A 12,530-nucleotide genomic window follows, 5' to 3' on the forward strand; every position below is an offset into this window, starting at 1 on the left:
TTTAAATATTGCAATACTTGCCTTGTAGCTCAAAGTTGATTTTGGCTAAAATGTTATTCTAAAATGTCTGTAATTTATATTTAGTGACTAATGAGATAAGTCTTATTTCCTGTCGATTGAATCTTAATTTCCAATGCAAATGCAATAGTCTGCAGCATTTCATAAAAACCTTGTCTCGTATCCAGCGTTCCCTGCATTTTTAAGTTTCGTAGATCTTCATCGAGATAAGTCACTTCAAAATGATGATCGGTTTTCAACTTAGTAATCACCTCTTCCAGCGTCAAATCATCAACGTACATCAACACTTTTTTCCATTTTGGTTCCAGAACTTTTGTTTTTTCTTTAAACACCATCGAAGTTCCGGCGCCATAAACGGCTTTGTCTCCGCGTAGCAGGAAAACCGTATTTTCTTCCGTTTCTACTTTTACTTTTCCATTTCTCACGTTAACTTCCGGCTGATGGTGATCGTAAGCTTTAATATTAAAAGAAGTACCTAAAACAGTAGTTTTTATAGGTCCTGAGCTAATAACAAAAGGATGTGAAGGATCGCGCTTTACTTCAAAAAAAGCCTCTCCTTTTAAAGTAATTGTTCTTTCTTTTCCTGTAAATTCCTTAGGATATTCAATTTCTGTATTTTCATTTAGCCAGACGCGTGTACCATCAGGCAAATTCAAAAGTCGAATATCTTTATTGAATGTTTTTGTCGAAGCAATTTCAATTTTAGCCTGAGGTATCAAACTATAAACACCAATTCCAAGAACAAATACGGCACAGGCAACTGCTGTCCAATTATAAAAGTTTTTGTATTTATCAACAGTAACATTTCGAATATTCTTCCACATACGAGATGAAGTTTCACCAGGAAGAATTCCTCTGTTTGGTATTGCATTCCATTCGTCTTTTAATCTTTTTGACTTCATTACAATTTAAATGTTTGTTGTTGAAAATTAAACCTAATCTTATCGATACAACTACATTAGATTTCCAATGAATCAAATATCATAGGCCAACATTACTATTAACGTTTTCTTAATGCAAAAGAAGATTTGTAATAACATGACTAAATACTAAAAGACCTGAAATGATGCAAAAAAACAGCAATTTCAATACATTTTAAACTGTAAAAAATAATCGCGCAGAATGTTACGAAATTAGGTTTTGCTGACTCATAAAAAACAACGCAAACCAATACAATTCATGATTTTGCACCGAGTTCTTTTTAAGAAACTGCAGCGTTTTCGATATCTGATTCGCAACCGCACTTGGTGACATATTCATCTCAATGGCAATCTCTTTATAGCTTAAGTCTTCAAACCTGTGAAGGTTAAAAATTTTTCTTCTTTTTTCGGGAATTTGATCTAATAATAATTGTATTTGTTCCAGCTTTAAATCAATATCATCGTCTGATTCTGAGGGAGAATCCAATTCTTTAATCAACTGTTCGTTTTCTACAGAAAAAATCCTGTTTTGCTTTTTATACCATTTAGAGATCTCTTGTTTCGAACTTTTAAATAAAATGGCTTCCAGACTTACGTTTGGGTCTAATTTTGTGCGATATTTCCAAAGATGAATAAAGACGTTTTGAGTAACATCTTCTGAATCTGCCAGCTGTGCAGTATATTTTTTTACAAAACAAAATACTTTAAAATGATATAAATCGTAGATTTCTCTAAAACAGGAATCATCTCCCTCTCGTAACCTTAATACCAAATTAGAACTCATGATGCAATTTTAATTGTTAAAGAAGACCCTTACAAATGTAAGATAAACGGTTATTGATATTTTTTCGATTTATTCATTTAATAATTTATTAATATTCGCAAATTCTTTTTTGATTTCTGGTGATATTACAATTCCAGTGTCCTTTTGTAAACCCAAAACAATAAAAGATTTTGTAATATTGAGGTCAAATAGTAGCAATTCTTAAAGATGAAAATTCACATTTTTGGTGCCTCCGGAAGCGGCGTAACAACAACAGGAAAAATATTGGCCGAAAAACTTAGTCTGACTTATTTTGATAGTGACAATTATTTTTGGGAAACTACCGAACCTCCCTTTACAGTGAAACGAAATCCTGACGAAAGAAATTCCACCATAAAAACAGACCTGAATAATCTAAAAAACTGGATTTTAGGAGGATCAATTTTTGAATGGGGAGAAAATGTATTTCCTGATTTTGACCTGGTAGTTTTTCTTTGGATTCCTCCTGCCATTAGAATTGAAAGATTAAAGAAAAGAGAATTTGAACGATACGGAAACATTATTTATACTGATCCGGCCAGAATAAAACAATTTGAAGATTTTATAGAATGGGCAACCGATTATGATAACCATACAGGTATTGCAAGCCGAAATTTTAATGCTCATGAAAAGTGGCTAAAAACCATTCCGTTTCCGATTTTAAAAATTTCCGGCGACTTAACTATTGAAGAAAGAATTGCACTTATTCTGGAAAAAACAAATAGCACAAATAATAAATAACAGTAACCATTGGGTGCAATTTTTAACACATAGAAACATAGCATTATTGAACTCAAAAAGGCGTTTCACTTACATTAACACATCCCGATAGTTATCGGGACTATGTGTGAGAAACGAGTTTCTTTTTAAATTACTTCATTCAAAAATATAAAATCTATGTTTCTATGTGTTTAATTAAAATATTTAGACATTACATGTAACTAAAATTCTTTTTTAGGCAATGATAAACAATGATAATTAAGTAATTTTTTCTGTTAATGCTATAAGACAATTTGTTGTTTTTGAGGTTAATTTTGATTGAAAGCTAAAATACAGCAATAATAAATCAAACTTTAAAACCATTATTATGACAACAGATAGCAACAAATATTACGATCAAAACGAAAATAATAGTACAGAAGAAAACCAAAGTTATGTTGATCAATACCAACAACAAAATATTGGTGACGAAAATACTTTTGAGCAGGAAATGCTTCTAAACGAAGATCAGAGTTATTTAGACAGCGAGTTTTCGAATGCCCTTGAAAGAGACGATCAGGAAGATCTGGAACAAAATTATGACGAAAGCGAATTAAATGAAGATGATCCTGACGAAGATGATTTAGATGAAGATGAAGATTTAAATGAAGACGATCTGGATGATGATTTAGTAGAAGATTATGATGAAAATGATCGTGAACCGGAAACTTTTGCAGACGACGGTTATAAAATTGACTAATCCTGATTTTAGAATCGTATGAGTGCAATTGATAATAAAGAAATACTCAAAAAGGCTAACATAGCCATTACTCAAGGCGACAATGAAGGTTTTCTGGCCTTTTGCACCGATGATACTGAATGGACATTTACCGGCGAGCAAACTTTAAAAGGAAAAGAAGCCGTTAGAAACTGGATGAAAACCGCCTACAAAGAACCGCCAAATTTTGAAGTAGCAAATTTAGTGGCCGAAGATGACTTTGTTATTGCAATTGGCAAAATCAAAATGAAAGATGAAAACGGAAAAATAACAGCTTACGATTACTGTGACGTCTGGAAATTTAGGAACGCAAAAATGGCGCAATTAAACGCTTTTGTTATTGAACCTAAATCCTGAACCTTATATTCAAATTGAAAGTCGTAATGGATTTTAAATTTCATGCTTTTAATTAAGGTTTAATGTTACTTAAATCTGGTAAAGTTTTTTAAAACCATCTTTTCCTTAATTATTAAAAAACCAATTCTCTTAAAGGCAATAAATGCCAGAATTAAATGTTTATATAAAGAGATTAAAATATTTAAAAAGTATGAAAAAAATATTGTTTTTGATTATCATCATTAGTGTTTCAATGCATGGATATGCACAGGACGAACTCAACAATAAAAATAAACCAATCCAATCTAAAAATTTAGACAATAAAGAAGCTGTTCCGCCAACGGAAGACGCTCCAAAAGCAGATGATCCTACAATTCCAAAAGAACCGGTTACTTTAAAAATTAATCCGGATGAACTTTTTAATAATAATGTTCTATATAAAAGAGAAGCCAACGTTCCGGGAATTTTTTATCGTCGAAATGAATATTTAGGAGGATTTGTAACAAAATCTATTACATCGACAATTCGTTATAGAGATGCCGCTTTTGTAGATGGTGATAAAATTAAAGTTTACCTTAATGATAAAGTTATTGAACCGGAAGTTTCACTTGATGGAGAATTTAAGGGATTCAAAATAACTTTAGTAAAAGGGATCAATAAAATTGATTTTGAAGCTCTGAATGAAGGTTCTGCCTCGCCAAATACGGCTGAATTTCAGGTTTATGATGATCAGGGAGTAGCTATCGAATCAAGCCAATGGAATGTTGGTAAAGGTTACAAAGCGGTTATTATTTTGTATAAAGAATAAAGTTTACAGTTATAAATATTATTAGTTCAATTAATTAACGGGAAAAAAAGAAAACCTCTTTTATCCCGTTTTTTTCTTTTTACACATTTAGGTTTATTTAGAAATGAAAAATATTTTATTGAAAATCAAACAATTATAAATAATTTATTTATTCTTTTTTGTAAATTTGATATTCCCTCTTTACATACAATTCAGCCTTTACAAATTGATTTTTCCTAAAAGCAGTTTGACAAGTAAGCATCGACATAAAGTTTTAATAAAAAATTAAGTTTTTTTTCGTTCACAAAATTACTAACTTAGAAATAGTAATAGAAAAATACTGTTCCTGTTCTAAACATCTGTATTTCTATATTTATCTAAACGAAACAGGTAATCCTGAAAAGCATTACTTAAAAAAAATATACTTATTTACTGTAATTAAAAAACAAAACTATGCGAGTACCAATCATTCGAAAAAATATAAAATTTACCCCAGATTCTAAAAGAGTTGTTGCACGATATTTTATGAATGGTGAAGAACGGACACAACAAATGGTAAGCCGCATAATGTTGCTTGACGAAAAACAGGTTTTACAAACCCTGGAACAAACACTTCGCGAATTTGCCAGGCGTCACCGAAATATCTCGAATATATTTTTCAAACATTGCGAAAAAATCAGATACATTATCGAAGGAATGCAAATAGACTATGATGCACTTTCTGTAGATAGAAAAATGCTTATAGGTTCTTTCTGCACAATGGAATATGCTATTGAATCTGCAGCAATTTTCAATCCGTCTATTATCGAAGATTTTGATCAGTCTGGTCTGGAAGCAGGAGCAAAACGCGTTATTATTTCGTTTCGTGCCACAGGAGAAGGTCATATTTCTTCTATTGTTTTTAGACGAGGAATTCTCGATAAAGACAATAATCTGCAGATAATGAAAAACGGTAATAACATTGATAAGGCAGAGATTGAACACAAAAGCTTATATAACAAAGAAAGATTTTTATTAAAGCTTTCAGAAATGCATACGCAGGACAAATATATTACCCAAATCATGCAGGATTTACCGGATGAATTTGAATATGCTGTTTTAAAAAGTATGGTAAAAGATGCATTGCTGGATCCTTCTATACGTCAGGAAAGACGAACAGCACTTGAAGAAATCATCTGGCTGGCAAATTCCTTTTATGATTTACAATTTAAGCATGATTCTGATATAACAGAACGTGTTATATTTCCAATTTCCGATTCTGAAAGCCGTGGTATTGAAGATGCCCGTTTTGTACGTTTCACCGATGATGACGGCTCTACCCGCGTCATGGCAACTTATACAGCCTATAATGGTCATGCAATACTTCCAAAACTTATTTCGACCGAGGATTTTTATAATTTCAGGGTAATGCCTCTGCACGGTGCTGGTGCTCAAAATAAAAACCTGGCTTTATTTCCAAGAAAAATAAAAGGAAAATATGCAATGCTCTCCAGAATCGATGGTGTTAATAATTACATCATGTATTCTGACAGACAAACGCAATGGAACACTCCTATTCTTTTGCAGGAACCCCGATATACGTGGGAACTGACCCAAATAGGAAATTGCGGATCGCCACTTTGGACAGAAGAAGGCTGGCTTGTTATTACACACGGTGTAGGTGCCATGAGATGTTATTGTATTGGTGCTTCCTTATTTGATCTTGATGATCCTTCTAAAGAAATTGGAAGACTTAAAGAACCTTTACTTTCACCTCTGGAAGATGAACGAGAAGGTTACGTACCCAATGTTGTGTATTCCTGCGGGGCGATTATTCACAACGGTAGTCTTATATTACCTTATGCAGTCTCAGATTATTCGTCGACTTATGCTGTGGTAGATATGGTAGAATTACTGGATGCTTTAAAAAACAGTAATAAATAAAAATATTTCAAACACTAACAAATAAGGCTGTCAATTGACAGCCTTATTTGTTTTTAGGCATTTACGTAATATCCCTTGTTACCTAAAAACATAACTGAAAATCTTATAAAACTTCTCTTTAAACTTGTAAACGTTTTGTTTTTATAGCTAGTAGCTTTGATATCAACCTCTTAAAAATGAATTTATACAGATTTTAAATTTCTCCTGTAAATTCTAAATTCTAAAAAATTACATTATGGATGAATCAAACAATACCTTAAAAAGCTCCAGCATCACTTCGGGTGAAAATGTTTCATTTTGGATTGACTCTGCTCCCATTATTTCTTTTAAAAAACCTGATCAGGATATTCAAACGGAAGTATTGATAATTGGTGGTGGAATTGCGGGATTAACAACTGCTTATAAATTATTAAAAGCAGGTAAAAAAGTAGTACTTGTTGAAGATGGTTTTATTGGCAGCGGCGAAACCGGACGTACAACGGCACATTTAACCTGCGCGCTCGATGATCGCTATTTTTTTCTTGAAGAAACCTTTGGCGAAGAAAATGCAAAACTTGCTGCCGAAAGTCATGCAGCTGCTATCGACGAAATTGAAAATATTGTTACTTCCTTAAATATCGATTGCTCTTTTAAAAGAGTTAACGGTTACTTATTTCTGCATCCTACAGACAAGGAAGAAAATCTGGATAAAGAATTTCAGGCGACACAAAAAGCTGGATTGCAGACTTCTGTTTTAGAAGAAATTCCTGCTTTGGCCAATGCAGAAAAACAACGATGCATCGTCTTTAACAATCAGGCACAATTTCATATACTGCACTATCTTAAAGGACTTGCCGATGCTATCGTTTCTCTTGGCGGAATTATCTACACCGAAGCTCGTGCAGAAGATATTAACAAAAAAGGGGCGAAAGTAAACGGTTTTACTTTTTCTGCAGATTATATCGTGGTGGCAACAAATACGCCTATAAATGATGTTTTAACAATGCACACCAAACAACACGCGTACAGAACTTATGTTATTGGAGCCAAAATTCCGAAAGGACAGCTTCCCTACTCGCTTTGGTGGGACACCGGCGATCAGGAATCAAAATGGGTTTCTCAGCCTTATCATTATGTTCGTTTGGAAAATTATGATGACGAATATGATTTACTAATTTCCGGAGGTGAAGATCACAAAACGGGTCAAGCAGATGAAGAAGGGATTTCTGAATTTGAAAGATACGAAAGACTTGAGACCTGGACACGAAATTATTTTCCAATGCCGGATGACATTTCCTATCGTTGGTCTGGCCAGGTGATGGAACCTGTGGATTCTTTAGGTTTTATGGGGAAAAATCCCGGCGATGACAATATTTATATCATTACCGGAGATTCCGGAAATGGAATGACACACACAACAATTGGTGCCATGATTATTTGTGACAGCATTATGGGCATTAAAAACAAATGGGAAGATTTGTATAGTCCGTCAAGAATTACCTTAAAAACGACCGGCGATTTTATTAAAGAAGCAAGCAACATGGCTTCACAATATCTGGACTGGATAAAAGGCTCTGATTTAAAAAACACAGCCGATTTACCAGCGGGAGAAGGCGCAATACTTTCTTCAGGCTTAAATAAAATTGCCGTTTATCGGGATTACGACAATGCCTTAAAAGCATTTTCTGCCGTTTGTCCGCATTTAGGCTGCATCGTACAATGGAATAATGATGAAAAATCTTTTGATTGTCCTTGTCACGGTTCACGATTTGACGCAGAAGGTATCGTCATCAACGGTCCTGCAGAAACTGACCTATCCAAAATCCATATCAAATAAAAACACATGAAAGCTATTATACTACTTGCCACCTTAAAAAATAAAGGCAGATCTAACACAGAAATTCTTGTAGATTTTTTTGCTAAATATCTGATCCGGCAAAAAATTGAATTCGAAATAATAAAACTTGTTGATCACAATATTGTTCCCGGGACTTATACGCAAATGGACACAAAAGATGACTGGCCAGATATTTACAACAAAATTCTGCAAGCTGAAATTTTACTATTTGCAACACCTATTTGGTGGAACAATCACTCCTCTGAACTGCAAAGATGCATTGAAAGGCTTGATGAGGTTTACGACATTATTTTGAGCGGAAAAGATTCTCCGCTTGACGGAAAAATTGGCGGTGTAATTGTAACAGGCGATTCAGATGGTGTAGAACATATTACGGGAAATATTGCGAATTTCTTTTGCAGTATTGGTGTTACGGTTCCGCCTTATACTTCACTTGGCGTTATTTGGGAAGGCCATGCCAAAGATGCAAAAAAGACCAAAGCCGAGCTTTTAGAGTACTACAAAAGCACTTACGAAAAAGATGCCCAGGCTATGGCAGAATCTTTGAAAAAAGCAGCAGGCACAGGCTGATAATACTTTAAATAAAAGCAAAATATTAAAATTACTAAATAAGAATATCGTGGATAACAAAAATAATAATATGATTAATGAGTATATGTCAAACGAACGCACGTTTTTGTCGTGGATTCGTACTGGCATCGGAATTATGGTATTTGGTTTCGTAATTGTAAAGTTCTCATTATTTGTCAATCAATTACCGTCCACGTTTTTTAAAGATTCAACTATTCCAAAAAATGGACTAACTATATCTATTGGTATCTCTTTAGTACTTACAGGCGCTATTACCATCTTGTTATCCTACTGGAAATACAGACAAGTACACAGACTTTTACAGCGTGGCGAATATTTATATTCTACAATGCTTTTAACAATCCTTACGGTCGTTATTTTTCTTATGAGTATTATTATAATTACCTATTTGATAATAGCTGCCTATCCCTTTACATTTCTCGAAATCTAACAAAAACAACTGATATACTGTAAATTATGTAATTACAAAATATCTGTTTTATAAAATTTTGATTTTCTGTACGTGTAACTTTACAATCATACAAAAACTTAAAATTGACTATTATGAACTTAAGAGAAAAAGAAAATTACGGTCAAACTGACACGGATTTTCAAGACAATACAAATCCATCTAACAAAAATGATACTATCCCTTTTGATAATTCGGTCACCAATGACATAGAGCAGAACTTAAATCGAAGTTTTAGTAATCAACAGGATCGTGATGATGAACTCGACGATGAAAATGACAATGATTTACGCACAAATCCTGATGAGGATTATGACAATGATTTGAATGAGGATTATTTGAGTGAGGATGAAAAATTACAAAATGAAAGAGATGCCAGAAATGATGATGGTTTTGGAAAAAGCGATGCTGAAGATAATGATGACTCATTAGAAAACGACAAGCAAGATGATGAAGACAACGAAAATCCTGATAATGAAAAAAGACAAGATTATGTTTCCGGAGATGTTTCGTTAACCGAAGATATTGATCAGGATCTTGAAGAAATTGATCCGGTAAATCATCCGCGTCAATTCTCGAATAAAATAGCGATTAAAAAAAGTCCTGCCAAGTAATGAAACCTAATAAAGATATTGTACTTCCTTGTCTCAACGTTGTTTTTTTCATGCTGATACTTTAATAAAGTTGATGACCTGGAAGTACATTTTTTAAGTAACCTAATTTCAAAAAGTACTAATATGAACTTTCATGCATTTTTACAAATCCTCATTTCTTCCATCGCAGCAACAAGCGTAATGACGCTGTTTAGTTATGCCGTTTCGGCAAGCGTAAGAGAATTATACAAAGAGCCTGTACTACTTACGTACATCCTGACAAGATTTCACATCGAAGTATCTCTAAAAACAAAAAGAGTATTAGCATGGATTTTACATTATATTATCGGAGCTTTTTTTGTTATTATATATCACTATTTGTGGCTGTATGATGTTGTAGAATTTTCGTGGCGAATTGCATTACTTTTTGGTGCAATAAGTGGTATTATAGGCATTTTGGGCTGGATGATTTTATTCAAAATTATTCCGCAAAAACCCAATATCGATTTTAAGGGATATTATACACAGCTATTTATCGCGCATGTTATTTTCGGTTTGGTTGCTTTTTTGGTTTACAAAACTTTCTTATAACTATTCTTAAAATAAATAATAAAATTAAAAATTAGAAATTATGGAAACAAATACATCAGCTTCGATACAAAAAAAATCAAAACTTAAAACAAATGTATCTACTCTCGAAAGAGTTTTAATGGTTACAAGCGGAGCATATCTTTTATATTCCGGTTTATCCAAAGAAAATAAAAATGCCGGAAAAATTGGTGTCGGCGGATCAATGCTTTTACGAGGAATTTCCGGGTATTGCCCTGTTTACGATGCAGTAGATCATTTAAACATGACAAAGCATCAAATGTAAACATCCGAATTAATAGCGTGATTCAAAAACCTATTAGTGAAGTATATGCGTTTTGGCGTGATTTCGAAAACTTACCAAAATTCATGAATCATCTTGAATCTGTAAAACCTCTAAACTACACTACCTCTGAATGGACAGCCAAAGGACCTATTGGAATTGGAAAAATAAAATGGAAGGCAGAAATTGTGAAAGATGAAAAAGAAAAATTAATCAGCTGGAATTCACTACCCGATTCTACAATTAAAAATGCCGGAAAAGTAACTTTTAAACCAAAAGGAAACGCTACAGAGATTGATGTTACTATTTCATATCACGCACCATTGGGCGTTGCAGGAGAAAGTGCCGCAAAACTTCTTAATCCTTATTTTGAAAAACTGGTAAAAGACGATATCCTAAATTTTAAAGCGTATTTGGAGTCTGTTTAAAATATAATTTTCTCCAATTAAAAAAGCCTGTAATTAATTATTACAGGCTTTTTCAGAATTAATCAAGTTGAGGGAGTGAAATTAGCAATCAATAAAAAAGTAATAATAAGTCGCTTATTTGCCTTTTGCAGTACTCGTAGAATCTGTATTTAGAGAACTATTTCCTTTTTGTGTAGTTCCTGCAGATCCTGATCCCGTCGAGCCTTCGCCTGTTGCACCGGTCGTACCATTTGTGGCAGAATTAACAGTTGTACTGTCTGATACAGAACTTACTGTATCAATTGTTTCTGTAGTAATTGTATCATTTTCGGAATTTCCTGTATTGCTTCCATCAGCCTTTTTACAAGAAAATAAAAGTCCTCCAAAAAGTAAAAACAATACAATTTTTGATTTAAATAAAGTCTTCATAATATTAAAATTTTTCTGTTAGTACTATTTCAAATATAAAATTCAGCTAAAGCAAATTTTTATACAATTACTCCTAAATCTTATAGAATTATTAAATGTATTTTCAGTAATACTCAGATTTACAATTACTTATTCAGTAAATAATATAAATATTTAGGTAAATAGTATAAGTATTTGATATTCATGGTTTTTAGATTTGTAATGTAAACTTTAAACTTTCTTTATCATGAATACTTCAAAAAACAGTTATGCTGAAAGTTCCAGAACTTCAGATAAAAAACACGAGTCAAAAACGACATCGTCGAGAAGTAATGAAAAACCACATACCGATTATAAAAAATCGTCTTTAAAAAAATAAATAACTCTAAAAATTCAAATTATGATACAAGAACCAAACGAAAATTTTGATCTGGAAGGTCACAATTTTCAATTAGCAGACGAGGGAATTAATTCTGAAACTATGGAAAACCAGGATCCTGCAATTAATCAGCACGAAATAGACAATTCTGATTCTGTTTATGAAGAATCGGATTTGGATACAGAAACCAGAAACGACTACGATCCGTATCAGGATGATCTGGACGATGAAGATATTGACCAGAATATCGATGAAGATTTAGATGACGACGGTGATGGTGACGGTTTTGAAGAGGATTTTGACGAAAAAGACCGATCTGATTACTAGACAGAAAAAACGATTATTATAAAATTTAAAATGTATTATTATGCCAGGAAGAGATCCGGGTCCTTCAATTAAAGACAAGGACCAATACGAAGCACTGCGCGATAAAGGTTACAGCAAAGAAAAATCTGCGCGTATATCAAATAGTCAGGGAGCCGAAAAAAGAGGTGGAAAAAGTGGTGACTATGAAGACAGAAGCAAACAGGACTTGTATGCCGAAGCTAAAAAAGCGGATATAAAAGGAAGATCGAAAATGACAAAAAAAGAGTTGATGCACGCACTGCGCAATAATTAAATTCTCGATCCAAAATGTATTACACAACAATTATAAGCAATTAAAAAAGCCTTCATAATTTGAAGGCTTTTGATTTTTTCTATTGATTTAAATTTGATTTGGTTACTTTGTCAT

18 protein-coding genes are annotated in these 12,530 nt (G+C 33.1%); 15 read left to right on the forward strand and 3 right to left on the reverse strand.

Features of this window, described 5'->3' with window-relative positions:
- Positions 1-80: 80 nt before the first annotated feature.
- The gene (locus tag ACZZZT_RS16860; protein ID WP_463461248.1) at positions 81-920 is read right to left on the reverse strand and encodes a FecR family protein; all 840 of its coding nucleotides are present in this window, start codon (positions 918-920) and stop codon (positions 81-83) included.
- A gap of 223 nt (positions 921-1,143) precedes the next feature.
- Entirely contained in the window at positions 1,144-1,722 is a 579-nt protein-coding gene (locus ACZZZT_RS16865) for an RNA polymerase sigma factor (protein ID WP_463461249.1), read from the reverse strand.
- A 207-nt stretch (positions 1,723-1,929) separates the two neighbouring features.
- On the opposite strand from ACZZZT_RS16865, the gene ACZZZT_RS16870 reads away from it, so the two are divergent.
- The 12 genes from ACZZZT_RS16870 (at position 1,930) to ACZZZT_RS16925 (ending at position 11,031) form a co-directional block, all read left to right on the forward strand.
- Complete coding sequence (locus tag ACZZZT_RS16870) at positions 1,930-2,481, forward strand: ATP-binding protein (protein WP_463461250.1); 552 nt, start codon at positions 1,930-1,932, stop codon at positions 2,479-2,481.
- A gap of 346 nt (positions 2,482-2,827) precedes the next feature.
- Complete coding sequence (locus ACZZZT_RS16875; RefSeq protein WP_463461251.1) at positions 2,828-3,199, forward strand: hypothetical protein; 372 nt, start codon at positions 2,828-2,830, stop codon at positions 3,197-3,199.
- An 18-nt stretch (positions 3,200-3,217) separates the two neighbouring features.
- The gene (locus ACZZZT_RS16880) at positions 3,218-3,574 is read left to right on the forward strand and encodes a nuclear transport factor 2 family protein (protein ID WP_463461252.1); all 357 of its coding nucleotides are present in this window, start codon (positions 3,218-3,220) and stop codon (positions 3,572-3,574) included.
- Between the two features lie 190 nt (positions 3,575-3,764).
- Positions 3,765-4,361 (forward strand): hypothetical protein, encoded by a 597-nt coding sequence (locus ACZZZT_RS16885; protein ID WP_073393977.1) that lies wholly within the window; start codon positions 3,765-3,767, stop codon positions 4,359-4,361.
- 432 nt (positions 4,362-4,793) lie between these two features.
- Positions 4,794-6,263, forward strand: a complete 1,470-nt coding sequence (locus tag ACZZZT_RS16890; RefSeq protein ID WP_463461253.1) for a glycoside hydrolase family 130 protein — start codon at positions 4,794-4,796, stop codon at positions 6,261-6,263.
- Between the two features lie 235 nt (positions 6,264-6,498).
- A complete protein-coding gene (locus ACZZZT_RS16895) occupies positions 6,499-8,079 on the forward strand; it encodes an FAD-dependent oxidoreductase (RefSeq protein ID WP_463461254.1) in 1,581 nt (526 codons plus the stop codon).
- 6 nt (positions 8,080-8,085) lie between these two features.
- Positions 8,086-8,670 (forward strand): flavodoxin family protein, encoded by a 585-nt coding sequence (locus tag ACZZZT_RS16900; RefSeq protein WP_463461255.1) that lies wholly within the window; start codon positions 8,086-8,088, stop codon positions 8,668-8,670.
- A gap of 70 nt (positions 8,671-8,740) precedes the next feature.
- Complete coding sequence (locus ACZZZT_RS16905) at positions 8,741-9,121, forward strand: YidH family protein (RefSeq protein ID WP_463461256.1); 381 nt, start codon at positions 8,741-8,743, stop codon at positions 9,119-9,121.
- Between the two features lie 113 nt (positions 9,122-9,234).
- On the forward strand, positions 9,235-9,753 hold the full coding sequence (locus ACZZZT_RS16910; RefSeq protein WP_463461257.1) for a hypothetical protein: 519 nt from the start codon (positions 9,235-9,237) through the stop codon (positions 9,751-9,753).
- A gap of 123 nt (positions 9,754-9,876) precedes the next feature.
- The gene (locus ACZZZT_RS16915) at positions 9,877-10,323 is read left to right on the forward strand and encodes a hypothetical protein (protein WP_463461258.1); all 447 of its coding nucleotides are present in this window, start codon (positions 9,877-9,879) and stop codon (positions 10,321-10,323) included.
- A 40-nt stretch (positions 10,324-10,363) separates the two neighbouring features.
- The gene (locus ACZZZT_RS16920) at positions 10,364-10,606 is read left to right on the forward strand and encodes a YgaP family membrane protein (protein WP_463461259.1); all 243 of its coding nucleotides are present in this window, start codon (positions 10,364-10,366) and stop codon (positions 10,604-10,606) included.
- A 17-nt stretch (positions 10,607-10,623) separates the two neighbouring features.
- The gene (locus ACZZZT_RS16925; RefSeq protein ID WP_463461260.1) at positions 10,624-11,031 is read left to right on the forward strand and encodes an SRPBCC family protein; all 408 of its coding nucleotides are present in this window, start codon (positions 10,624-10,626) and stop codon (positions 11,029-11,031) included.
- A gap of 114 nt (positions 11,032-11,145) precedes the next feature.
- Here ACZZZT_RS16925 and ACZZZT_RS16930 read toward each other — a convergent pair whose 3' ends face one another.
- Positions 11,146-11,439, reverse strand: a complete 294-nt coding sequence (locus tag ACZZZT_RS16930) for a hypothetical protein (protein WP_463461261.1) — start codon at positions 11,437-11,439, stop codon at positions 11,146-11,148.
- A 226-nt stretch (positions 11,440-11,665) separates the two neighbouring features.
- Here ACZZZT_RS16930 and ACZZZT_RS16935 point away from each other — a divergent pair, with 226 nt between their 5' ends.
- From ACZZZT_RS16935 to ACZZZT_RS16945, 3 genes are read left to right on the forward strand one after another with little or no spacing between them, the layout of a single operon-like run.
- Positions 11,666-11,797, forward strand: coding sequence for a hypothetical protein (locus tag ACZZZT_RS16935; protein WP_256365458.1), 132 nt, complete (start codon positions 11,666-11,668; stop codon positions 11,795-11,797).
- A 21-nt stretch (positions 11,798-11,818) separates the two neighbouring features.
- Positions 11,819-12,124 (forward strand): hypothetical protein, encoded by a 306-nt coding sequence (locus ACZZZT_RS16940; RefSeq protein WP_052483540.1) that lies wholly within the window; start codon positions 11,819-11,821, stop codon positions 12,122-12,124.
- Positions 12,125-12,164: 40 nt separating this feature from the next.
- A complete protein-coding gene (locus ACZZZT_RS16945) occupies positions 12,165-12,416 on the forward strand; it encodes a DUF7218 family protein (RefSeq protein WP_463461262.1) in 252 nt (83 codons plus the stop codon).
- The last annotated feature ends 114 nt before the right edge of the window (positions 12,417-12,530 follow it).

It is taken from the genome of Flavobacterium sp. AC274 (assembly GCF_979258275.1).